We start from the raw sequence: 23487 nt of genomic DNA on the forward strand, positions 1-23487 counted from the left end.
GAGGAGGGAGGAAGGAAGGGGGGGAGGAAGAGGGGAGGGAGAGGAAGAAGAGGAGGGGAGAAAGAAAGGAAGGAGGAGAGGAGGAAGAAGAGAAAGAGAGAGAGAAGGAAGGAAGGAAGGAAGGAAGGAGAGGAAGAGAAGGGAGAGGGAAAAAAAGAGATAAGTCGTAAGGGGATATTACTTGTGAAAAAACCTGGTCAGAAGGATATGCAGATTATCATTAAGGAAGAAGGTAAACCCATTGAAGTTTTGAACATGACCGATCAGATTGGTGGTGGTCAGGGTGAAGCACTGGGAACTGCCTACAAACTTGCTGACGGAAGAGTTGTTTACGTACCTGAAGAAGAGGATGCTGGTGAAGAGGAGGTAGAAACTACTACTTCCGGTTAAGTTTGAAATGTGTGTAAGTTTTCTATTATTCGGGAATAAAACAGTACACGATGTAACAGTGGTTCATGATATTTGATTATATTTGTATGTGGGGCATTTATTTTGATTACAAAAGATGTGAAAAAAAATGATAATGAAATAGGATCACAAATCTTAGAAGTCCTTTCAATAAAAGATATGCATATAGCAGAAATCTCAAAAGAGTTAAATGTCTCAAGTACCTGTGTTTCAAAGAATGTACGTTCATTGGAAGATGCAAACCTTGTTGAAAGAAATATTTTTAGAAGGAGTCATGTTATATCGCTGGTAAAAAAATATGAAAATTAAGAAAGTGATAAAAAGTATCTGTCTGAATTGAATTTATCATTGTTGAACGTTGTTTTCTCATCTGAAAAATGATATTTTGAAATCAAATAGCTAGTGTACTTCTTGATTTAACTTTTTTACTAGTCATTTCTCTCTATTATAATATGTAGTATGATGTTATGGTTTGAAGCAATACCTTATCACATATACATGGAAGATATAACCAAGACAATCTCAGTCCCAAAAGTTCACATTGGGGTTTTATTTTTTAAATTATCACTCAAGTTTTACAGTTTTCAGTCTTTGATGAAGAGAATATCTTCTCATTCAACCCTAAATTTTCGTTTTTTGTCAAGAAAAGCTATTTGACAGTTTAAACAATTTCGGCTTAACTGCTACAATTTCAACCCCCATTTTGCCTTAAAATCAGCGTATTTATGACATCAATTAGCAGAGTTCGGAAAATACCAAAAGATGATTAATTTCCTACATGACATGATGGAACTAGACCAGAAGATATGTATAGAGCTCATATTCTCCTTTTTTTAAGTTAATCCTAATCCTTGCTGCCCTTCTAGAATATTCCTGAGTCATTCTGAATTTCTTCCCTTTGTTGACATGTTGATTAATCGGAAGACCCATTTTCCATCGACCAGCATGACGATCAACCCTTTTTAATAGACGAGAACTCAACTTATACATGATCTGTGGTCTCCCCCTCTGGCCTTTCTTTCGAGGAATCTCCTTTTTTAGTATAAGATATCCTCGCCTTCTCCTCTTGGTTTCTTCATAATAGCGAGAATAACGATGAAGTATCTTATATACAGCACTTCTTGTCACCTTATGTTTTTTGTAGGGATTTTGATTTACAAGCTCAGTAAGTTCATCGGCGGTCAAGTATTTATCTCCGTTATCCCTCATAGTTTGAAATAATAAGAATTTCGCAGCTCCTACAGTACCTCGATAGTAGCAATACTTACATAGAGGATGTTCGGGATATTCTTTATCAAAACCGCACGAGGGGCATTTATTATACATATTATGATGTTACCTGCTATTTTTTTTACTACTTAATGCACAGCAGCGTTACTGCCCATTGCTTGCAATGGCAGTTGTAGTGAGAGTGAGAGCGCTACGCTTGAGTGGGAGTGAAGGCTCAAACATTAATAAATTTGAAGTTTAATCCATAGACAGTGGTCTCTTGCTCTAATCCTTATGAATCCTTAAGCTACAAAGAACATCAAATGTACTGATGATTTTGATGATAATAATATAATAGTACTAGACATAAATATCTGTTGTAATATCATAGTTTCACCATTAATCTATGTGCATTGATAATACATTTGAGTTATAAATAGTTATTATTTGTTATTATTTGTCTGATTAGTAACATTGAAATAATAAGAATTCCTATTAAGAATCAGACAGGTCAAGCACTACTACAACAATAACTAGAAAGTTCTCCGAAATATATTCTGTATAGCATGTTAGTGGTTCCGCATAACTGCTGTGTTTGACCTGTTTTTATTGGCCAATTATTGTACCAAGACCTTCCGCTAAAATTGGCCAATCCTCCTATTCTGAGTTAATCAATTACACGTAAAACTACCCCGAAGCTAAAGACTTCGTGGCTTCCTGCTTTATTCCCCTTACTAACGGAAGCAAGTCTACAAGTTCTTCTCCTCGTTCAGAGGGTGACGATTATATTCCTATTAAGTTCTGCTTTTGTAAAGCAAATTTCTTAATGTTGATAGCAGCTTTTATGCTTCTATCATGATGAATATTGCAGTCCGAACATACCTATTCTCTATCTGCTAATGTCAGAGAAACGTTGTGATAGCCACATACGTTACAGATTTTTGTACTTGGCTCCAATCTGCCAATACGAAGTACGGATTTTCCATACCATTCGGCATTATATTCGAATTTTGTAAAGAAGGAATGACACGATGCGTCAGCTATGTGTTAAGCTAAACAGTGATTATTAAGCAGTCCGGACACATTAAGAGATTCTACTGCTATGGCTTTGTTCTCGCTAACGAGCTTCATTGAAACTTTATGTTGGAAATCGTGTATTTGATTGCTCATTTTTTCATGGAGCTTGGCTACTTTTTGACGAGATTTATTTCTGTTCTTTGAACCTTTCTGTTTTTGAGATTGGCTTTTGATAGAACTTTAAGTCCCTTCATGGAGTTTTTAAGGTGTCTTATATTATCGATTTTGTTATTCTCTCTACAGTAAAATCTGAAAGATAGTTCTGCAATGTAAGCAGCAAAACATTTTCCTGCTTTGCTATCTCATGCAAGTTCTTAGTAAAAACCGATTTGCTGATGGGTGAAAAATACTCTTTTCTTTCAGGGAAACATTTCGCATGAGCTACCTTCTCTTTCAGACTGAAATGAACATCTGCATTGATTTTCTGCTTTTGCCATTTGCACTCACTGAAAAGTATGTTCTTTGCTTCCGGGTTGAGGGACACAAGATCAATTTCATAATCATTTATCACTTTTGGAATATTGGGTATCTTTCCCCACTGCCTTCCAATAGACTTGAACCTGAATGGAAGCTTGCCATGAACATTCAGTTCAATGAGCATTTCTTTGCTGACCTGCTCAAATGATTCTCCCAGATAACGATCATAACTATTTTTCAGGTATTCAATAGCATATGAACTATCGCCTGCATCAATAGATTACAGTAAATGTAAAATCACTAGAGTTATAGTCCCTTTCAAAATAGTCTGACTCTTGACTATGATTAATAAAAAATACTGAACATACTAATTATGATTGAGTTCCGTATAATTTATAGATAATGGATATGGTTGATTTTGTTCAGATTCATAACAACAAACAATTAAGAACAGAGCTAGTGGCATGAACAGGATACCATCTGTTATCTTCATGTATCTTTTATAAACGATCAATTAAGATATCTTTAGTATTATCCATGTTGACCCAAAAAACTAAGCTATTCACCTGAAATATAGTTGGTGAGATAGGAACTTAAATCGGGAATTATTCGAAGCAGATCTTCATATAATTGGGTTCTGTACTGTAAAGGAACGGCTTTTCCACCAAGAATTTATTCGTACAGGACATTCAAAATGCCCTCGATGTGCTCTCTTCCAGAGTCACTACCAATATATGGTAATTTAACTAAGCTGTAGTTACCCGTATAGAGATAGTATTATCCAAGATTTATTACCATCATAAAGGAAGAGCTATATTTCATAAAAATCCTTCTCTTTTGCACAATATTAAGCGACCATATATGTTACCGTTATTAACATATTATCACATGTGAGGAGAATAGGTATCATTAAATGAAAAATTATAACAGATCGTCCTCCTCAACATCCAAAAGCCGTTTCCATTCAAGAGAATGCTTAGCAAGCAAAGGATAGAGATCATCCAATGTTTCGATCAATCTGCACTCAAGAATAAGTCTTTCAACAGCATCTGGTTCAGTGAAGATGTATTCATCTGCAATTACTACTCCTTCCCAATATGGATTATCCTCTCCATGATTATAACTAATAACCAGAATATTATTTTCTTTAAAAAAGCGGAATAATATTGATATAGTACTATCGGTTTCAGAATCATAGAATTCAAATCCTTCAGAATTATGGCTTATAACATTCAACAAAGTATATGAATCATCTTTTGACCTTTGTGATCTTCCAAAAACAAATGTATTTAACTCTTCATCCACCCAGCTTTTTCCGTTCTGTTCTATAAATACAAATGCTCCATCATTGTATAATCCACTGGACTCAATTGCTGAGAAGAGGGATAATAATTTTTCATTAAATACTTCATCATCGTCTAATCCACTGCAGCCAGGTGTTGAAAACAAGGATGATAACTTTTCATTAAGTGCTCCGTCATCGTCTAATCCACTGTAGTCTGGTGTTGAGAAAAGGGATAATAACCTTCCATTAAACCACCACTGGTAACCGTCCTTTAACTTAGAGTGAGCCCTTATTATCATGTCAATATTATTCAATCTTCGGAACTTCTCACAGATGTCCGGACCAAATACCTGTGCTCCCCACCTCTGCGGAGATTCTTCCAGCCTCTTTTCTTCTTGTGGATCGTTCCACAGATAAGGATGATAATCTTCTTTTTTAATTTGATTAAGAGTTACTGGCTCCCCTATTCCTCCATGGACACAAAAAACGTGAGAGGTCCTTAACAGTGATTTCATACTTAAAACTGCAGCTATAGGCATCTTTTCAAATGTCCTGTTGGCAAGAGAAAACAACTCATCATCTTTATCCAGTTCATCATAAAGTCCATAGTAAGCATTAGTTCCTGCAGTTTCATGATTACCACGAAGTAGGATCACACCATCTGGGTTATCAAGTTTTAATTTGAAAAGCCGACAGAGCACCTCTACTGAATTATCGCCCCTGTCAATATAATCTCCTAGAAATATATAATTGCTACAATCAAGTTCCTCACCTTTCTTTAATATGAAATCCAATGCTTCAATATTACCATGAAGATCACCTACAATAATGACCGAGGAAAAATCCACATGAACAACTGCCAGTTCAGATTCAAACAAGGATGATACTTTATTGTTAAGCTCACAAAATAATGTTTTTTGCACAAAAATCCCACCGAAAAGTTAGATTTAGATACAGACAGATAATTACATTACGTAATCATACTTAAAATTATAGTTTAAGTAAATAATGTCAAATTAATAAAAACACATATATTGAATTAAACATGATATTCAACCATGGAACAAGCAAAGATGTTTACCCATCTGGTACCTGTTGGTTTTTCAGCTGATAAATTGATAGAAAGTATCAAACAGTTCCCAGTTCATAAGATAATCATTTTGACACACAAAAGTGATGAAGAACAGGAAATGGTACAATCCGCAGTAAAAAGCATCAAAAAAGCTTTCAAAGGGTTTGAAGTAGAGAACAGAACAATAGAAAGAGAGAATATATTAGAATCTTCTCTTGAGATATTGGAAATCATTGAAGCTGAGGTCAAAGCAGGAAGCACAGTTAAAATCAACATCTCAGGTGGCCTGAGAAACATCGGAATATCAGCATATATTGTATCACTTGTAAGTAATGTTCCTATTTACAGTGATGTTCCCGAATACACAAATAAAGAAACATATCATCTAAAAGGCATTCTTGACATTCCCCTCTTCCCAATCAAAGACCTTGCCAAAGAACAGCTAAGCATACTTGATAAACTTGAAGATGGTGTTGAATCTGTTGATGACCTTATCGCTAGATTAAAGCCAGAACTTGAAAAAGGAACAACTGATTTTGGCAATGAAAGATCACGTCTCAGCCATCATCTTAAAAAATTAACTAACGCTGGTTTCATTGAAACTAAAAAGGTCAGTCGGAACCTTGTAATCAGGAAAAGTAAGTTAGGTGCGATTTACATGAAGGGCAGAGAGATTAAGAAACAATCGAAAAATGCAGGAAACGAATTTGCATAAAAATAGGTTTAGTAGAATAACTACATCCTACTTTATTTTACTATGATGTTTAAAGAATATTATAAATTGGTATCTGTTTGAATTTGGTGTCGTTGGGGGATGAAAGTATGTGTATAATGATTCCAAAAGTTGCTAGTAAACCTCTCTGCCCCGTTTTTTTATCTTTCTTCTAACTCTAATATCACTCTGGTATCCACTGCCATTACTCCATCTTCGTAAACAAAAAGCGGATTTATCTCAATTTCCCTGATCTCTTCTATCTTCGTTATAATATCAGACACTTTCATGATAATAGATGCCAGCAGCTCCCGGTCCACAGACTTTGAACCCCGATATCCAGTCAAAAGCGGATAGCCTCTTAACTCCTCCATCATTGCCATGGATTCCCTTTGATCCAAAGGTGCAAGCCTGAAGCTTACATCTTTCATCAACTCTACCATAACTCCCCCTGTACCAAACATAATTACCGGACCAAACTGAGGATCCCTCATCCCACCAATGATCACCTCCACACCCCTGGAAACGAATTCTTCGAGAAGGAATCCTTCTATCCTTGCCTGTGGAACATTCTCCTCAAGATCCCTTCTCATACGGATGACAGCATTTCTTACATCATCCCTATCCCTGAGGTCTGATATCACACCTCCAACCTCTGTTTTATGAAGGATATCCTTAGATACTACCTTAAGAACAAATGGAGGTTTGATCCTATCCATGCCAATTTCCTGATATTCCGTTCCTTTTATAAGAATCGAATTGGGAACCGGGATATCCCATTGGGAGATCAGGGCCTTGGCCTCTGTTTCAAGCAGGTGATGCCTGCCCTCATTCAGGACATTATTGATGATATTATCAACCACTTTCATATCCATGGTCCTGCTCCTTTTAAGATATTATCCCGTACTGTTCCCCTGCCGGTCAAAACAGCTGCAGCCCTTACCGCAGCTTCAGGAGTTGAGAATACTGGCATGCCCTTTTCCTCGAATAGCCTGTACATATTTCTTGTGAACTCCCCTCCGGGACTGCATATTATCACGGGCTTATTATATCTGGTCTGAACCTCATATATCCTGCCAACGACTCCGGCAGTAAGTGCAGGTGCTCCCCAGAGAACCGTTACAATGGCAAGATCATACCCGTTCATGAAACCCTCTTCAAGAGCAGTGAAATAATCATCATCCTTTGCACTGGCGGTCAGGTCTATAGGATTATCCATTGCAGAGAATGCAGGAAGCCTGGTACTTAGATTGTTTTTTGAAGACGAAGAAAGTCTTTTGACATCCAGCCCGAAGTCCTCGCAGGCATCTGCCATGCTCACCCCGATACCGCCACCATCTGTTATGATCAGTACTTTGTTGCCATCAACTATATCATAGGCATCCAGAACCCTGCAGGCATCCTTCAATCCCTCATATCCGTCAACCTCTATGATCCCTGCCTTCCTGAAAGCAGCCCTGTATATCTCATATTTTCCTCCCATAGCTCCCGTATGTGATCTGGCGGCATGCATTCCCGCCTCACCTCTGCCGACCTTTATGGCAATGACGGGTTTCTTTGCAGCACATCTGGAAGCTGCATCAACGAATTCCCTTCCGTTTTCAACCGATTCTATATACAAAAGAACGTATCTGGTGTCTTCATCATCTGCCAGCAGATCGAGACAATCTGCCTCATCAACATCAACCTTGTTCCCATAGCTCACGATCCTTGCAACACCTATACCTTCCGTTGCCATCTCATCCATGATCAGAACTGCAAAGGAACCACTCTGTGTAAGTATCGACAATCCACCCTTTTTTGGCCTCTTAACATGCTCCGTGGGAACCAGAAAAGTATCTACTCCGTAAATGGCATCATATATCCCCAGACAATTCGGCCCTATTATCCTGATGCCTTTTTCCTCAGCAATCATTTTAAGTTCCTCTTCCAGAAGCTTTCCTTTTTCCACTTCCCTGAAACCTGAACTTATGATGATCACTCCCCGGATGTTTTCAACAGGTCCCTTAAGGATATCCAGTACTTTTGATGCGGGAAGTACGAATATGGCCACATCTACCTGCTCCCCAATATCAGCGATAGAAGCGTAACATTTCATGCCGTCGATATGTTCATATTTAGGATTTACCGGATAGATGGAACCCTTATAACCTATTCTTTTGAGGTTTTCCAATATCACGTGAGAAGCTTTCCCAGAGGTGGGTGATGCTCCAATAATGGCAATTGACTCCGGATCAAAGAAAAATCCTATACCTTTCAGAGTATTCATTCACCATTTCTCCATATTAATTTAGGAGTTATTCCAGTGTGAACTACCACCCTATTCATAGGGTGGCTTCCTGCTTCATTATCGAGTCCAACGACTCAATTCCACAGGCTTGAACTGTAGTTCCTACAGCACGATTTAGAATATTGATGGCGGCATTATGGTCACGGTCCAGAATTAATCCACAGTGAGGACAGTTGTGTGTTCTCACTGCTAATGATTTTTCTACTTTTTGACCAGTTGCTACATAGTTGTGATGTATTACACGGGTTTACCAATTCTACAAACTTACCAGCTTCTTCCGCTTTGTATTTTGTAATCTGAATTAGATTACTCCATGATGCATCATGTATTGACTTTGATAATCTTGAATTTTTAACCATGTTCTTTACATTCAGGTCTTCAAAGGCTATGAAATCGTAAGCATTAATGAGTTCTCTGCTTAGTTTGTGGTTAAAATCATTTCTCTGATTGCGAATTTTACGATGTGAAGTGTTTACCTTATCACATTGTTTCTTCCAATTGTTAGAGAACTTCTTTTTACGACTAAGGTTGCGTTGTTGTCTTTTTAGTTCATCCTCTGTATTGCGATAATAGTTCGGAGAATCTATTTGAGTACCATCACTCAAAGTTACCAGAGAATTGAGTCCTACGTCAATACCCACAAAGGTAACAGGTTCAACAGGTGTAACATTGTTCTCAATGACTACAGAGAATGTAGCATACCATTGTTTCCCATCTTTGCGGATGGTACAGGTCTTAATTTTACCTTCAATCTCTCGATGTTGAACTATCTTAATTTCTCCAATTTTCGATAGCTTCAATTTCTTTCCAAAGATACTAAAACCAGATTGCGGATAGGTAAAACTGTTATATCGGTTCTTACCTTTGAAACGAGGATAACCTACTTTTGCTTCTCCGTTCTTACAACGTCTGAAAAAAGCATCAAATGACTTACCTAATCTCCTGATTACATCCTGTTTTACCTGTGAATGTACGTCTATATCAAATTCAAGATACTGAACCTGATACAACTGTTCCATAGTGGATAATCCCTGATTGCACCTTTCGTATGCGTTTCTACGGTCTGCAAGAAATTCGTTATAGATATGTCTACACACACCAAGAGTTCTAATTAAAGTCACTTCCTGTTGTTTTGTAGGATATAATCTAAACTTATAAGATTTCTGCATTAGATACCTATAGGTTCATAATGTTTAAACATCTTTCGTACCTATAGGAGTACATGTCATATTCAAGTTCTGCTGTATATGAAATTAACTACCATATTGTATGGTGTACTAAATATCGGAAACAGGTTATGAATGATGATTTAAAGGAATTTCTTGATGACCAGATAAGAACCATTGCTGATTCAAAAGAATGGGAAATACTTGAACTTGAAGTCATGCCTGAACACATCCACCTTTTCATATCTGCACCACCATTCATAGCACCGACTGATATTGTTAAAATTATGAAAGGAGTTACTGCTAAGAGAGTTTTCCAGAAGTTTCCTGAATTACGAAAAAAGGAATTTTGGGGTAATCATCTTTGGTCGCCAAGCTATTATGTTGGTACTCATGGTCAGGTATCTGCTGAAACGATTAAGAAATACATTGACAGTAGTTCCAACAGGGGACGTAATTCATCCACCGTTTGAAAACAGCGGTCTTCTTACTCCAACGTGATAAATTTACTGCTTTTCATAACAACAATGAGAATTGATATGAATTGATAGGGACACGACTGTCTTTTTGATAGGTGGCCCCATCAACAAAAGTAATTTTAATGCTTAGCGACATAATAAATATTAGAGTAAATTGTATAAAAGGGGGTAATCAAATGGAAGATATCTTTCGATTTGCAGATGAACTCGGGCCAGCTAAGATAATTCATGTTTATGAGCCTTCGGTTGGTCTAAAGGCTGTCCTTGTGGTAGATAATGTAGCTGTAGGTCCTTCTATTGGTGGTGTTCGTATGGCACCGGATGTAAGCACCGAGGAATGCTTCAGACTGGCCCGTGCCATGACCCTTAAAAATGCAGTTGCCGGATTGCCCCACGGTGGTGGAAAAGCGGTTATCTACGCCGACCCTAAAATGCCACAGGAAAATAAAGAGATACTTATTCGAGCTCTGGCATCTTCCCTGCGTGAGGTAAAGGAATATATCTTTGGTCCTGACATGGGCACCGATGAACGGTGTATGGCCTGTGTGCATGATGAGATTGGAAGGGCGGTAGGGCTTCCCCGTGAGATAGGGGGTATTCCACTTGACGAGATAGGAGCCACTGGCTGGGGAATGAGCCATGCAGCTGATGTTGCACTCGATTACTGTGATTTTGAGATGGAAGGTGCAAGGATGGTGGTCCAGGGTTTTGGTTCTGTGGGAAAACATGCAGCTCGTTTCCTCTCAGAAAAAGGGGCGGTGCTGGTTGGTGTGGCCGATTCCAGAGGAACGGCTTACATGTCTGAAGGATTTGATATCGATAAATTGATCCACCTGAAGGAAAACGGCATGAGTGTAGTGGATTATCCCGGTGCTGAAATTCGTGGTCTTGAGGATGTGATTGATATAGAGTGCGAGATATGGATCCCTGCGGCCAGGCCTGATATCATTCATAAAGATAATGTACACCGGCTCAAAACCAAACTTGTGATCGAAGGCGCTAACATTCCCATTACTCATGAAGCCGAGAAATATCTTCATGAAAAAGGAGTACTATGTATTCCTGATTTTATTGCCAATGCAGGCGGAGTGATCTGTGCTGCCATGGAATATCGGGGAGCATGTGAAGCGGCTGCATTCCAGGCAATAGAAGATAAAATACGGACTAATACCAGGGAAATGCTGGAAGGAGTGGCTAGTACCGGAATGATGCCGAGGGCTGTTGCAATGGAAATTGCAGTAAAGAGAATTAAAAAGGCTATGTCACACAGAAGATGGTCCCTGTTCTCCTCAGCTCCGGGATTTGTCTGATACATGTCTTAGGCAAAAATTGTTATTTTAAGCTGGAGGGGCGGGGGCTAAAACCTCTATTCCCCCTCCGTTTGTCTGAATTATTCCTTTCTTCAAAAAATGAATAACCAAAAGAAATATGAATTTTAAAAACCGATTTTTACATGTGTAGAATTTTTTGAGCTATGCACGTTAATAGAAATTAAATATTGAGTGAACAAAATAAAACTTAACCGGGAGTGAGGAACAAATGTTGTTCATGGATATAATCACGTGGGATCCAAAGGATACCGAGGAAGTACTAAGTCGTTTTGAAAAGTGGGAATACCCTCAGGGAATTGAAGTCGTCAGTGAATGGGATGACCTGTCCACATGCCGTCACATAGTGGTCTATGATGCCAAAAACTCAGAAGCATATCTTGCAGCCACCTTCCCCTGGAGGGACATCTGCTATTTCGACAGTTTTCCAGTGATGGAGTCAAATGCCTGTATGAAATGCCTGGCTGATATATGGAGTCAAATGCCTGTATGAAACGTTGGTCATGATAACGAATGAAACTTTATCATCAACAATGGCTTAACATGGTTCTGTCTTAAGTGCCCTGTTGAACCATTGGATCTTCTTTTTTATCTATACGGTATCATCTGGCCTATTGGATCAAAACGATAATTGTCGGTATCGTTGCAGCATTGGCATTCTGAATGAAAAAGATGGGATTCTCAACTGGCACTTTGCATTATATGAAGAAGAATGCTGAAGTTGATAACTATTTTCATTAAACTGTCTTGTTAGGGAAAGGGCAGAATTGTGGGAGCAAAGACTAAAGTATATATGTATCTATATTATACAAAATACGTAGGGTTGCTTTAGGATGTGAATCTGGTGAAAAAACGTTTACTTGATGTAGCATTTGCTTCTGATAAGAGAACGAATGTGCTATTATTGCTACAGAATTGCCCACAAGAAATGAATTATCTTCTTAAGTCACTAGAAACTACCAGAAATGCAATACTGCCTCAGATAAAGATCTTAGAAGAACATAATCTTGTCACCCATTATGGTGAAACCTATGAACTGACATCTATTGGGAAAATGATCGTAGATATGATGAAACCTTTAATAGATACTACTGAAATTCTGGATGTAGATATTGATTACTGGGGAAGTCATTACCTGAATTTTATTCCACATCATTTGCTATCAAGAATAGGTGAGATTGGAAAACCTACTGTGGTATCTATTTCTCCTGTAGATCAATACGATACAAGAAAATTATATCTTGAAAAATCTAAAGAATCTAAGTTTCAGTATTCAGTTACTACACTACTCTATCCTAATTACCATGATATATTCACTTATCTGATTGAAAATAATCTAAAAACAAATTTAATTGTCTCTGAAACTCTATTTGAAAAAATACGTACCGATTATCGTGCAAATTTTAAAAACTACATAAAAACTGACGTAATCAATGTCTATGTTTATAAGAAAAAAATGGACTTCCTGTTTTTTACGTATGATGAATTTTTCATCAATTTATATTTATTAAAAAGCAATAAAGAATTTGATACTAGATTTATGCGATTTGATAACAAAAATGCAATTAAGTGGGCAGAAGAACTCTTTGACTATTTCCTGAAAGATTCCGTGCAGATAACTGAACTTTGATTATCCTTCATTCTTTTTAATTTTACTTTGAAGTTCGGTTTTTTGGCGTTACCTATTACCAAAAATTGCCATGCAGAGATTTCGATTCAAACAAAAGAAAAGTTCCCATTAATAGTATTCCAATTCCTCATCTCAATTACAAAGATTATCATCTTATCTTCTTCGATACTCATTAGAATATATATTCCCTGCAAAAACTAAAAATCTGATGCATACAGATTTTACTTTACAGAGGTGTGTCAGTGGATAAAGAGGTCAGCCCTTCAATAAAGGTATCAAAAAATGGTCCATACATTGCAAAAGACATTAAAACACTCAGGAATTCAAAGGGTGTTTTAATTGAGACAAAACCCATTATGACACTTTGCAGGTGTGGTGGATCGGCGAAAATGCCATTTTGTGATGGAACACATGCAAAGATCGGTTTTTCCGGAGAAAAAGAAGAAGACCGTGTTCCCGACAAAATGGAGACTTTTGTAGGAAAACATATCACCATCCATCGTAACAGAGGTATGTGTTCCCATGTAGGTTACTGTGTTCGCAATCTGCCTTCTGTTTTCAGAAAGGGTAAAGATCCCTGGGCTGATCCAGATGCTGCAGACCCGGAAGAGATAGCAGCTCTTATCAGGACCTGTCCTTCCGGTGCATTGAGTTATACTATCAACGGGGAATTGCATAAGGATTACTCACAGGATCAGGAAATCAATATTCAGAAGGATGGGCCTTATAATGTTACTGGGATAAAACTTGAAGATCCTGATGGCTCAGTACCGGAGACCCAGGACCATTATTCCCTTTGCAGATGTGGAGCCTCCCGAAATAAACCATTCTGTGACGGAAGTCACAGCGATGTTGAATTCAAGGATGAGAAGAATTGAATCTACCTGGTGATTTGACATGATCTTCTAAAGATAATTACCAGAGTATATGCTATTTATTTTAAACGAGCATTATCGCAGGTTACAGGACAGTTTATCTGGTCTGTTTATTCATAATTTTTTGTAGATGATAATCATTCATTACTATCGTCTACTTTATTCCATTGGCAGGGATGGGATACCATTAACTTTAAAGTATATGGGAAAAGACATGCAAAGTCGGTATTAAGATAATTTACACCGATCAGGGAGTTATCATCATGAAAATACGCGAGCTTATCAGTCAGTATTGCAGCAGTACTGAGAAAAAAGGGAATGGTATCACCATCTATACGATCGATGTTCCTAAACCTTTTGAAACACCCGAACTGTTCAGTTATCTGGATTTCCTGTCCGAGGAACCCTTAAGAAAGATCTGGGCCAGCGATGCTTACAGAATGATAGCAACAGAGATAGATGGCAAATTAACTGTTTACGAACACGTGAGGATGGCAAACTACAGGATACAGCTGGATGAACTTCAGGAAAAATATGAGGTGCACAAGGAGGCAGACCTGACAGAACTTGCTGATGCGTTTGCATTTGCCGTTGGTGCACACAATAACGCTATGAGGAAGTCCGGTACTCTATATATATCTCATCCAATGGATGTAGCGTCCACCCTTCTCAAAGAGAATGCGCCTCTTGAACTTGTTATGGCAGGATTGCTCCATGATGTTGTTGAAGATACCGATGTTGACATTGGAACAATATCAAACAAATACGGCCAGCAAGTTGCTGATTACGTGAACGCTGTTACCGAACCGGAAGAACTCAGGCAGCCTGCGACTGGTGACAAGGCGCAGACCTGGAAGCAGCGGAAGGAACACACTATAAGAGAGATAAAGAGTGCTGAGCGGGAGATCAAACTTCTCTCCTGTGCGGACAAACTTGCAAATATCAGGGACCTCATCAGCGAACTAAGGATGGAAGGAGAAGGCTTCTGGGACAAGTTCAACGCACCAAAGGAAGAACAGGAATGGTACTACCGCTCAATGCTGGAAGCTTTCGCTACGGGTCCTCAGAACATTGCAGAAACCCGCGCCTACCGTGATCTTAAGGAATGTGTGGAAAAGCTGTTCTAAATTGCAGTATGCCAATCATCCCGAGTATATATTAGAGGATGATATTGAAAACTTGAAATGAAATCTGTTCACGCTGGTTCTTAGTTTACATTGGGAAGGAAGCCAATGATATTGATAAGCAGGAATTGGATGTTGACAGAAAACTTTCCAGACAACAAAGAAAGTCATAGCAGAGGCTTTAAGGAAGGGTAAAAAGATTAATTTGTTGATTGAACAAAGATCGTTCTATTTAAACAGATTGTAAGGGTAACTCTATGCTGAAACTCGATCCTTTGCCTAACTCACTTTCAAACCAGATTCTTCCTTGATGTAATTCTACAAATTGCTTTACCAGGGTAAGACCAAGCCCGGTTCCATCAGAAGTGCGATTTATACATGAATGAAGTTGTGTAAAAGGCTTGAATAGCTCTTTTTTATTCTCTTCAGATATTCCTATTCCAGTATCTTTTACTGTACATTGAAACATATTACCAACCAGGGATGTTGAAATAATAATTTTTCCTTTATTAGGAGTAAACTTGATAGCATTACTGATAAGGTTGAAAAGTATCTGTTTGAATCGAACTCTGTCGGCGTATATTTCCTTCAAAGAGTCATCGGTGAAGAATTCTATATTGATTTCTTTCTCGCTTGCAAGTGGAAATATGATATTTTTCACCTCATCAATAGCTCCGTAAATATCAAATTTTTCATAATGGAGTTCTAACTTTCCTGCTTCAACTTTTGAAATATCAAGTATACTATTTATTATGGATAACAGATGTTTACCACTTGAAGAAATATTATTTAGATATTTTCTCTGCTTATCAATATTTACTTCACTGGTTAACATTAGATTAGAAAACCCTATGATAGAATTGAGTGGAGTTCTCAATTCATGGCTCATGGTAGCAAGAAATTCACTTTTTGCACGATTTGCTGCCTCTGCGGAAACTAAAGATTGTTCCAGCTCTTTTTCAAGCAGTGTACGCTTTTGAATTTCCCTTTCCAAATCCTTTGATTTTTTGTATACAAGCACTGAGAAAACAATGAATAAGTAAAGTGATAATGCTATTAATTCATCAACTTCCCATTTATCATATCTGGATACAAAAAGCGCAATACTTTCAAAAAAATCATATTGGTTTGCACTCACCCAGACTATTAAAGAAGTCACTAAAATAAACAATTTAACTGTGTTGTTACTTAAACGTTGTTTCATATATTCGATAATTTTATTGGGGTTTATTGCATAAAAATATAATGAGTGTTAGTTTAATGTTGACATATATGAATATAACGTGTTTTTCTATTCACATCTATAGCTTAAAATTCTAAGAGTGGTATTTTTCTGAGTTACCTATATCCTAAAATAACTTTGCTGGGATATAGTTAAGCTGTAAAAACGGACCTCTTATTAAAAGTGAGCTATGTTGCCGTAACGAAATATGTTTATTTGAGTTAAATAATTAGGTTCACACATATTTAATAAATTTAGAATAGTAAGGAGATATATCCGAAGCTATGGTTAATCTTGATAAAATTGAACTTATACTTTATAGTGTTCTCTTTTTTGTCAGTATCATATACTTTATACATCTTAAAACTAAAACAAAGGAAGTTGAGTATAATCCCAATCCAAACCCGAATGAAATTTTCCAAAAAGAATTATGTAAGGAGTATAAAAAGAATCCAGATGACCGTTTTTTCTTGAAGTATTCTTTAATTATTCTTTTGGCAGCTGTAATATGTTTTGCAGCAGGTTTTTTAATTGATTTTATCTATTTCATTTTAGGAATGATACTTTTTGTTGTTTCAGCACTACTTGGAATTCTTTCCGGCATGATCAATTATTCAAAATCAAATACTCGAACAAAAAATGCCTTGAAAACTACTGCTGAAAGAACAAATGATAAGCAAGCAACAAAATTTACAAATAATTATGACAGGATGGCACTGGGAGTTTTTATATCAATATTAGTTTTCACGTATATAGGAGTCAAAATACTGAAAATAATAAACTAATATATTTTAACCTGTCAACACCCTTCCCACATCTCCAACCTTTCCCAGACAGGAGAATTTAGAGTACAGGTCTTCTCTGATTCAGCATTCTTTTTCATATAATGTTAAGTGCTTAGAAGCTTACTGTTCCAATCAAGGAAAGTAACCTGAACATTATGTTTAATCAACCACCTGACAGCATCAAGAGTTAGATTTCCATTTCTACCATAAACAATAATATGGCCTATATCCATCCTTTTTGGAGAGAATACATACTCTTTAGGTTCTTCAGTAGATGAGTCTGCTTTTTAATGCCAGCCAAGGTAGAACATTTCGGAGAGGTACTTCATGCCCTTTTCCTGAGAGATGCAAATTGACTTTATACAGCATCAGAATCTATCTTATTTCTGAAAATTCATTAGCAATCAGCTTTGTCAGACTAAATTACCTGAGGTGACAAGAAGAAGACTTATTCTTGGTGAAAGAATTACTCTAGAGAAATAGGATCAATTTAAATTCAGAACTACCCAAAGTTTTTAAGTGGGCCTAACCGGATTCGAACCGGTGACCGCTCGGTTATGAGCCGAGCGCTCTAACCTGGCTAAGCTACAGGCCCAATACGAGAAAAGATTGAAGCGCCGCAAACAGGGCTCGAACCTGTGACATTCTGGTTAACAGCCAGACACTCTACCAACTGAGTTATTGCGGCTCTCAGCATGGCGCTCACGCGCGAAACTTCTTAATGCACTTATTGCTTTTAAAGCTTTTGATTGCACGGCTTTTTAGGTCCTATTCTTATCCAATTTTAACCCCACATTTACTCAATATTTACCCTCAAAATTGAATTCATCATAATGATGATAATCATATATGCTATAAAATATATGTTCCAGTAGAAACGAAGGGGTAGTGAATGATATAAACTTTATATATAGCAACAATAAATAGTTACAGACACACTATTTTTAAAAAGAAAATTTATAAAATTTGCCCGAACCTGTCCTAATCATCTGACACAACATTAATTGGAGTGCCGCAACGCGGGCAAGTTCGTTTGTCGGTCAGTTCATAAGACTCTACTCCAAACATTCCCCTTTTTATAATCAATTCCCCACATTCCGGACAAAAAGTATGCTCATGGCCATTTCCCGGGACATTGCCTATGTACACGTATTTCATGCCCTCTTCCTTTGCAATGGAATAAGCCATCTCAAGTGTCTCCAGATGAGTAGGACAAATATTCTGCAGCTTATAGTATGGATGGAAACGTGTAAAATGAACAGGAATATCTGCACCAAGGTTCTCATTGACCCACATACACATTTCACGTATCTCAGTCTCAGAATCATTGAGAGTAGGGATAATAAGATTCACAACTTCCACATGCATTCCCAGCTTTTTTGCAAGTTTTGCAGACTCAAGAACAGGTGCCAGTTTTGCACTCGTAATCTCCTTGTAGAACTTCTCAGTAAAAGCCTTGATATCCACCCTGAAAGCATCCAGATACGGAGCAATAGTTTCCAGGGCTTCAGGAGTTATGTACCCATTCGTAACATAAATTGTATCAAGTCCTTCTTCCTTTGCAAGCCTGGCGCAGTCATATGTGTACTCAAACCATATTGTCGGTTCGTTATACGTCCATGCAATTGACCTTGCACCAGAAGCCACAGCTCTTCTTACAGCCTCCTCAGGGCTTATTTCAATAGCATTTGCCTCATCTATACTTACCTGTGAAATTGTCCAGTTCTGGCAATGTTTGCACCTGAAATTGCATCCAATGGTCCCCAGCGAATAGACAACTGACCCAGGATGAAAATGATACAGAGGTTTCTTCTCTATCGGATCAAGAGCTTCACTTGAAACAACATTATAATTCAGCGTGTAAAGGACCCCTTCCCTGTTCTCCCGCACAGCACAAAAACCGCGTTTACCAGGTGCTATTCTGCACCTGTGTGCACATAATTTACACCGGACTTTACCATTATCCAGTTTCTCATAGAGCATAGCTTCCTTAATCATCAAAAATCCCCATTTAAAGATGTGACTTCATTATTGATGAAACTAAGCATTGATGAAATTAAAACAAATAAAAAATGTTCAGGACAAAAGATTAAGTCTTGCATCAAAAAATGTCTTTGTGACATTAATCTTAATATCCCCTGAGTTCCCTTCAAGGAAAAATACAACTGCAGTATCATTAAAACTTACAGAGTAATCTGATGCATCAATCCCCGCATCATCAGCCAATGTTTCTAAATAACTTGCCCAGGATGAAGCATATGATGTTTGAATGGTCATTGTCATATCTGTGAACAGGGTACCATCCCAGTAAAGGTCATCAGTCCCATTCGTCCTGAAATTGATCTCTTCAATAGAATTACTGCTGATAGACCTTCTGGGACCACTTAAATCTATTACATTTAATTCCACAGAAATATTGCTGGAATTATCCGTTTTTCTGATATCCATCTGGGGACCAAGGCGCATCAATGAAAAACTGTCCTGAGCCAGAATGAGAGCACCACCCTCATAAACATATTTCTGGTCTACGAAATAATTGTTGTCTGATCTGTAGCTTACAGTTCCAAGATCTAGGAGTAGAGAACTACTATTGCGAGTAATTCCCTGAGTAGTCCCAACAATACTAATTCCAAAATCATCCTCATTTACAGTAAGCTGTCCACTTGTTTTCTCGGGACTGAACATAGGCAATGAAGCTCCACCCATTTTTATAGGAACACTTACAGAAAGACTTGTGGAAGGTTCGGTTCTTGCATAACCCGAAAGGATATCGAGCTCATTTTTCATTCCTGCCATATCATAGAAGACATCATCCATATGCGATTGTTCCGCAGATGTTTTCCATTCGGGAATATACTGGACATTAACAAGCGTTATCACAGATACCAGTATGCCAAAAAGGAGGACAGCTGAAATTGCTGCGGATACAGCTTTTTCACAGGACACTATTGATCTTATCTTCATTTCCATTGCCCCTTTTTTCTATCAAGCATAGAGATCGTATCTTTGTTGAACTTCAGTTGCATTGAGAGCATAGTCATAGATAGCAACTTCATCCAGCATTCCATTAAAGCCATAAGTACCATCTGTAAGTTGAGCTCCCATTTGTAGAGAACCTGTAGATGGATTAGCCGCTATGTTTGTACCTGTATTTGTATTATCTAAAATTCCATCAATATAAACATTTATTGAAGTCGAGTTCCAGGTTCCTACAACATGGTACCATGTATCGAGAGAAAGTTGAGAGGATGATAATACAGTAAATTGTCCATTATTCAAACTAAATAGTATCTGCTCGTTGTTTCCATAAACTCCTCCTCCAAACTGCAAACTGTAACTTTCATCGGAAAAAGCACTAGATTGTCCTTTATGAACAATTCCTGAAAAATCACTGTACTCTTCCAGATATATCCAGGACTCAACAGAGCCTTCAGTCGTTATATCAAGATTGCTACTATCAGGAACTGTAACGTATTGTTTATTACCAGATCCTGCACCTGGACCTTGCTCGAACTTGATTGCACTATTATTTACGTCAGAACTTACTCTGGTTGCACGTATTATTGCACCATCATTTCCATCTGCGGAATCTACGACAATGCTATCACTGCGTATATCAAAAGTCCACAATGAAACCGGCGATGTTGTTTCAGGAGTTACCGTTGAAACTGTAACAGTCACAGTTTGGGAAGTACTGCCTGTATTGCCATCATCGTCAGTGACATTAAGCGTTATTGTATAGGTTCCTGCTGAAGAATACTGATATGAAGGATTCTGGGTACTGGAAGTTCCTCCGTCACCAAAGCTCCACGACCATCCTACAACAGTTCCATCAGCATCAGTTGATTGATCAGTAAAGGTAACTGTTTCGGAGGTATTAGGACTTGAAGGTAAATATATGAAATCAGCCACCGGATTCTGTTGCTGTGGTGTTACATTGCCACCTGAGCCTGAACCCGAATCAATTTCGACTTCCTCTCCATGAAGAGAACCACTTTCTATGACAGCATTTGCATTGGTCTGAATAAGTATCATACCAACATAATCATCTTCATTGATAGTTGTATTCCAGAGATCATCCGTATCAATATCAATCGTTTGTCCAAGATGCCAGCTTCCGCTTCCCAATCTCTCTTCAAGCTGGGACGAGGAAAGGTCTCTGCGCGTGCCATTCAGGTTAAGAACTAATTCCACCTTATTAAGATCAATAGTCTCACCGCCTGAATGTCTCAGATAGACAGTGGATGAACTGACATCAACCCATCCATCTATATCTGCATGTACAACATCTTCTGACTCCATATAAGAAAACACAAACACAGCTATTACTGAAAATGCAAGCACAGCTATAGCTGTCAAAAGGACCTCGCCGATTATCTCGGACAGGGCTTTTTCATCATAGAAAAATGTCATGATTTTTGATCTTACATTATCAAACTGTGTTCCCATGTAATTTCACCTCAGATGAAGAAGGAAAACAACAGGTAAGCAAATGACATCATTATGAGAGAATGCTTATAACCTGAATGGATGTTTCCACTTCCCATTTTACCTGCAACAAGACCGGAACAGAATCCCTGTATCATAGCTGCATGGAAAAATAACAGAGTATATTTTTCAAGGTCAAAATTCATTGACAGGCTTAATCCTGAAATAGCGCCTTCGGTGGACGCAGGCATTGCTGGCAGGAAATAAGCTGCCAGTATGTAAACAATAAACAGGAATACCATGAAAGCAATGTAGATAATAAAGATGTAAACAAACATCTCAGCATTGCGTTCTTTCTTAAGCTGCCTTTGAATATCAGCATCGTGAGCTGCAAGTGTCAGTACGCTCTTAATGTCACTGGTGGACTCATTGGCCTTAATTATCAGGTTGATGATACGTCTGGTCATTTCAGTACGTATTCTGAATTCGAATTTTTTCAGTGCATCATCAAGTTTAGTTCCCCATGAAATATCATTGACAAGACGCTTTACCTCTGAATGAAGAATTCCTATCTTAAGCTGCATGCTCATGACAATAGCATCAACAAGAAGAATCCCAGCCTCATTTATGCTTGCCAGGTTATTAAGAAAATCCGGAATATGATTTTCGATCTGCTTCACACGATAGGTCCGTAATTCATCAAATATGATGTAAGGCAGGAGCAGAATAATGAGTGCTATGAATATCTGATCGTCAACTATGCTTACCGTTGCAATATTGAAGCTGTTGAGATAGAGAATATTTGCAACGTTTACGTAATTATTAACGGTATAGAATAGGTACAATAATGAAACGGGTACAGTAATAAATAGAACATAAGAGGGATTATTTCTGAAAAGCACCAGTGGATGAGCAACTTTGTCCATGAACTTGACAATTCTGGTATAATCACTCATCTTTTTCCTTTTGACCTCCTCATCAGGTTCACCTTCCGTTAATTTCACATGGGAAAAAACATCAAGTTCCTTTTCAACAACATAATAATCAGGAATCTTTGGATTATCATTTGTCAGTGAATTCAACAGAAGAAGGAAAACGACTGTTCCAATTGGGATTATCAGGTAAACTATGAGATTTAGAATGCTGGCAGAACTTGAATTTACAAGTCCCAGAACTACGAGAATTGTAATAAGAAATAACGGACCTGCAACAAAGGCTGAAATGTATACTTCTGCAAGTACACTAAGAGTTTCAAAGAATATTTTCTGCTCTTTTGTAGCGGTGAGACGATACTGGTCATTCTTTGCTTTGAGATATGAATTAACATCACCACCACTTGTCACAATTGAAGTCATTCCATCCAGAAAATCCTTGAATTTTTTGGAAGGGGTCCTCTGTCCTGCACGGTCAAAGGCCTGAAGAAGATCGGTTCCATAATATTCCATGTCTTTTACAATATAACCAACTTCTTCTGCTGCTGCTCCATAAATGTAATAATTCTGTGCCAGGGATTTCATAATATCAATCAGATTCATTCCACCACCATGACTCATTGCATACAGATACGCAGTTGTGTGTGGAAGAGACTGATTGATAAGAGCACTCCTTACATTTGCCTGAACTTCAGGTATTGACATGAAAATGTAATATGTCAATGAGGAAGCTATCAATGAAAAAATAAAAGCTAGAACAATACTTAGTAATATATGGAAATTTGACCATATCCAGGGAATTTCAGTACCGATACCTAACATATATGGTCTTACGTTTCCAAGAAGATAGTAGCCGGCAAGAAGGCCAATTAAACCTGCTGATAATGCCATGACCAGTGAAAAGAAATATGTCTGGGCAATGTATTGTTCAACCAGCATACCCAGCCCTGCTTTGCGTATTGACAGGCGCTGATCCTCATATCGATGGATGCGTCTTCTCACATATTTTCCAAATATAAGGTGGGCAGCCGAGTCGATGATATCCATA

At 37.9% G+C, this 23487-nt stretch carries 21 protein-coding genes, 2 tRNA genes and 2 pseudogenes; 10 read left to right on the top strand and 15 right to left on the bottom strand.

Annotated features, from left to right (window positions below):
- Positions 1 to 174: 174 nt before the first annotated feature.
- Positions 175 to 390: pseudogene (locus tag FKV42_RS04925) on the top strand (DUF2149 domain-containing protein); the annotation flags it as partial.
- A 102-nt stretch (positions 391 to 492) separates the two neighbouring features.
- Positions 493 to 717: a winged helix-turn-helix domain-containing protein gene (locus tag FKV42_RS04930; RefSeq protein ID WP_154809137.1), complete on the top strand. Its 225-nt coding sequence runs from the start codon at positions 493 to 495 to the stop codon at positions 715 to 717.
- A 483-nt stretch (positions 718 to 1200) separates the two neighbouring features.
- Here the strand turns inward: FKV42_RS04930 and FKV42_RS04935 are convergent, their stop codons facing one another.
- From FKV42_RS04935 to FKV42_RS04950, 4 genes and pseudogenes are all read right to left on the bottom strand, one after another.
- On the bottom strand, positions 1201 to 1593 hold the full coding sequence (locus tag FKV42_RS04935) for a hypothetical protein (RefSeq protein ID WP_154809138.1): 393 nt from the start codon (positions 1591 to 1593) through the stop codon (positions 1201 to 1203).
- 807 nt (positions 1594 to 2400) lie between these two features.
- Positions 2401 to 2921 (bottom strand): annotated as a pseudogene (locus FKV42_RS04940) (RNA-guided endonuclease TnpB family protein); the annotation flags it as partial.
- On the bottom strand, positions 2906 to 3388 hold the full coding sequence (locus tag FKV42_RS04945; RefSeq protein WP_154809139.1) for a DUF234 domain-containing protein: 483 nt from the start codon (positions 3386 to 3388) through the stop codon (positions 2906 to 2908). The gene FKV42_RS04945 and the pseudogene FKV42_RS04940, both read right to left, overlap by 16 nt.
- A 644-nt stretch (positions 3389 to 4032) precedes the next feature.
- A complete protein-coding gene (locus FKV42_RS04950; protein WP_196214054.1) occupies positions 4033 to 5319 on the bottom strand; it encodes a metallophosphoesterase in 1287 nt (428 codons plus the stop codon).
- Positions 5320 to 5454: 135 nt separating this feature from the next.
- On the opposite strand from FKV42_RS04950, the gene FKV42_RS04955 reads away from it, so the two are divergent.
- Entirely contained in the window at positions 5455 to 6183 is a 729-nt protein-coding gene (locus FKV42_RS04955) for an HFX_2341 family transcriptional regulator domain-containing protein (protein WP_154809141.1), read from the top strand.
- Between the two features lie 158 nt (positions 6184 to 6341).
- On the opposite strand, the gene FKV42_RS04960 is transcribed toward FKV42_RS04955, so the two are convergent.
- Genes FKV42_RS04960 through FKV42_RS04970 form a run of 4 tightly spaced genes read right to left on the bottom strand, consistent with a single transcriptional unit; the run spans position 6342 to position 9639 of the window.
- Positions 6342 to 7055 carry an acetate--CoA ligase family protein gene (locus FKV42_RS04960; RefSeq protein WP_154809142.1) on the bottom strand — a complete coding sequence of 238 codons (714 nt, stop codon included), beginning with the start codon at positions 7053 to 7055 and terminating at the stop codon, positions 6342 to 6344.
- Complete coding sequence (locus FKV42_RS04965) at positions 7046 to 8449, bottom strand: acetate--CoA ligase family protein (RefSeq protein WP_154809143.1); 1404 nt, start codon at positions 8447 to 8449, stop codon at positions 7046 to 7048. Before FKV42_RS04965 ends, FKV42_RS04960 begins: the two co-directional genes overlap by 10 nt.
- 55 nt (positions 8450 to 8504) lie before the next feature.
- Positions 8505 to 8657, bottom strand: coding sequence for a zinc ribbon domain-containing protein (locus FKV42_RS14340; protein WP_394348045.1), 153 nt, complete (start codon positions 8655 to 8657; stop codon positions 8505 to 8507).
- Complete coding sequence (locus FKV42_RS04970) at positions 8611 to 9639, bottom strand: RNA-guided endonuclease InsQ/TnpB family protein (RefSeq protein ID WP_268865966.1); 1029 nt, start codon at positions 9637 to 9639, stop codon at positions 8611 to 8613. The genes FKV42_RS14340 and FKV42_RS04970 overlap by 47 nt, the downstream gene beginning before the upstream one ends.
- A 53-nt stretch (positions 9640 to 9692) precedes the next feature.
- On the opposite strand from FKV42_RS04970, the gene tnpA reads away from it, so the two are divergent.
- From tnpA to FKV42_RS05000, 6 genes are all read left to right on the top strand, one after another.
- Complete coding sequence (gene tnpA, locus FKV42_RS04975) at positions 9693 to 10109, top strand: IS200/IS605 family transposase (RefSeq protein WP_154809144.1); 417 nt, start codon at positions 9693 to 9695, stop codon at positions 10107 to 10109.
- A 182-nt stretch (positions 10110 to 10291) separates the two neighbouring features.
- Positions 10292 to 11425, top strand: coding sequence for a Glu/Leu/Phe/Val family dehydrogenase (locus tag FKV42_RS04980; RefSeq protein ID WP_196214055.1), 1134 nt, complete (start codon positions 10292 to 10294; stop codon positions 11423 to 11425).
- A 238-nt stretch (positions 11426 to 11663) separates the two neighbouring features.
- A complete protein-coding gene (locus tag FKV42_RS04985) occupies positions 11664 to 11936 on the top strand; it encodes a DUF3303 domain-containing protein (RefSeq protein WP_196214056.1) in 273 nt (90 codons plus the stop codon).
- 351 nt (positions 11937 to 12287) lie between these two features.
- A complete protein-coding gene (locus FKV42_RS04990) occupies positions 12288 to 13073 on the top strand; it encodes a helix-turn-helix transcriptional regulator (RefSeq protein ID WP_154809146.1) in 786 nt (261 codons plus the stop codon).
- A 242-nt stretch (positions 13074 to 13315) separates the two neighbouring features.
- Positions 13316 to 13951, top strand: a complete 636-nt coding sequence (locus tag FKV42_RS04995) for a CDGSH iron-sulfur domain-containing protein (protein ID WP_154809147.1) — start codon at positions 13316 to 13318, stop codon at positions 13949 to 13951.
- A gap of 260 nt (positions 13952 to 14211) precedes the next feature.
- Positions 14212 to 15075: an HD domain-containing protein gene (locus FKV42_RS05000; RefSeq protein WP_154809148.1), complete on the top strand. Its 864-nt coding sequence runs from the start codon at positions 14212 to 14214 to the stop codon at positions 15073 to 15075.
- Positions 15076 to 15304: 229 nt separating this feature from the next.
- On the opposite strand, the gene FKV42_RS05005 is transcribed toward FKV42_RS05000, so the two are convergent.
- Complete coding sequence (locus FKV42_RS05005) at positions 15305 to 16276, bottom strand: sensor histidine kinase (RefSeq protein WP_154809149.1); 972 nt, start codon at positions 16274 to 16276, stop codon at positions 15305 to 15307.
- A 302-nt stretch (positions 16277 to 16578) separates the two neighbouring features.
- Between FKV42_RS05005 and FKV42_RS05010 the strand changes: the two genes are divergently transcribed.
- A complete protein-coding gene (locus FKV42_RS05010) occupies positions 16579 to 17079 on the top strand; it encodes a hypothetical protein (protein ID WP_154809150.1) in 501 nt (166 codons plus the stop codon).
- Positions 17080 to 17599: 520 nt separating this feature from the next.
- Here FKV42_RS05010 and FKV42_RS05020 read toward each other — a convergent pair.
- The 6 genes from FKV42_RS05020 to FKV42_RS05045 form a co-directional block, all read right to left on the bottom strand.
- Positions 17600 to 17674 (bottom strand) — tRNA-Ile (locus tag FKV42_RS05020).
- 20 nt (positions 17675 to 17694) lie between these two features.
- Positions 17695 to 17767 (bottom strand) — tRNA-Asn (locus FKV42_RS05025).
- 293 nt (positions 17768 to 18060) lie between these two features.
- Complete coding sequence (gene amrS / locus FKV42_RS05030) at positions 18061 to 19077, bottom strand: AmmeMemoRadiSam system radical SAM enzyme (protein ID WP_154809152.1); 1017 nt, start codon at positions 19075 to 19077, stop codon at positions 18061 to 18063.
- Between the two features lie 78 nt (positions 19078 to 19155).
- Positions 19156 to 20043: a hypothetical protein gene (locus FKV42_RS05035; protein WP_154809153.1), complete on the bottom strand. Its 888-nt coding sequence runs from the start codon at positions 20041 to 20043 to the stop codon at positions 19156 to 19158.
- Between the two features lie 21 nt (positions 20044 to 20064).
- A complete protein-coding gene (locus FKV42_RS05040) occupies positions 20065 to 21528 on the bottom strand; it encodes a LamG-like jellyroll fold domain-containing protein (protein ID WP_154809154.1) in 1464 nt (487 codons plus the stop codon).
- A gap of 11 nt (positions 21529 to 21539) precedes the next feature.
- The gene (locus tag FKV42_RS05045) at positions 21540 to 23486 is read right to left on the bottom strand and encodes a type II secretion system F family protein (RefSeq protein ID WP_154809155.1); all 1947 of its coding nucleotides are present in this window, start codon (positions 23484 to 23486) and stop codon (positions 21540 to 21542) included.
- Between the last annotated feature and the right edge of the window lies 1 nt (position 23487).

The sequence above is a fragment of the Methanolobus vulcani genome, assembly GCF_006546655.1.
Classification (GTDB): Archaea; Halobacteriota; Methanosarcinia; order Methanosarcinales; family Methanosarcinaceae; genus Methanolobus; species Methanolobus vulcani_A.

What these genes read in the sequence shown, in the direction of transcription:
- FKV42_RS04955 (WP_154809141.1), top strand. Translation starts at nt 5,455, where the DNA reads ATGGAACAAGCAAAGATGTTTACCCATCTGGTACCTGTTGGTTTTTCA.
- FKV42_RS04960 (WP_154809142.1), bottom strand. Translation starts at nt 7,055, where the DNA reads ATGGATATGAAAGTGGTTGATAATATCATCAATAATGTCCTGAATGAG.
- FKV42_RS04965 (WP_154809143.1), bottom strand. Translation starts at nt 8,449, where the DNA reads ATGAATACTCTGAAAGGTATAGGATTTTTCTTTGATCCGGAGTCAATT.
- FKV42_RS04970 (WP_268865966.1), bottom strand. Translation starts at nt 9,639, where the DNA reads ATGCAGAAATCTTATAAGTTTAGATTATATCCTACAAAACAACAGGAA.
- tnpA (WP_154809144.1), top strand. Translation starts at nt 9,693, where the DNA reads ATGTCATATTCAAGTTCTGCTGTATATGAAATTAACTACCATATTGTA.
- FKV42_RS04980 (WP_196214055.1), top strand. Translation starts at nt 10,292, where the DNA reads ATGGAAGATATCTTTCGATTTGCAGATGAACTCGGGCCAGCTAAGATA.
- FKV42_RS04985 (WP_196214056.1), top strand. Translation starts at nt 11,664, where the DNA reads ATGGATATAATCACGTGGGATCCAAAGGATACCGAGGAAGTACTAAGT.
- FKV42_RS05000 (WP_154809148.1), top strand. Translation starts at nt 14,212, where the DNA reads ATGAAAATACGCGAGCTTATCAGTCAGTATTGCAGCAGTACTGAGAAA.
- FKV42_RS05005 (WP_154809149.1), bottom strand. Translation starts at nt 16,276, where the DNA reads ATGAAACAACGTTTAAGTAACAACACAGTTAAATTGTTTATTTTAGTG.
- FKV42_RS05010 (WP_154809150.1), top strand. Translation starts at nt 16,579, where the DNA reads ATGGTTAATCTTGATAAAATTGAACTTATACTTTATAGTGTTCTCTTT.
- amrS (WP_154809152.1), bottom strand. Translation starts at nt 19,077, where the DNA reads ATGATTAAGGAAGCTATGCTCTATGAGAAACTGGATAATGGTAAAGTC.
- FKV42_RS05035 (WP_154809153.1), bottom strand. Translation starts at nt 20,043, where the DNA reads ATGAAGATAAGATCAATAGTGTCCTGTGAAAAAGCTGTATCCGCAGCA.
- FKV42_RS05040 (WP_154809154.1), bottom strand. Translation starts at nt 21,528, where the DNA reads ATGGGAACACAGTTTGATAATGTAAGATCAAAAATCATGACATTTTTC.
- FKV42_RS05045 (WP_154809155.1), bottom strand. Translation starts at nt 23,486, where the DNA reads ATGGATATCATCGACTCGGCTGCCCACCTTATATTTGGAAAATATGTG.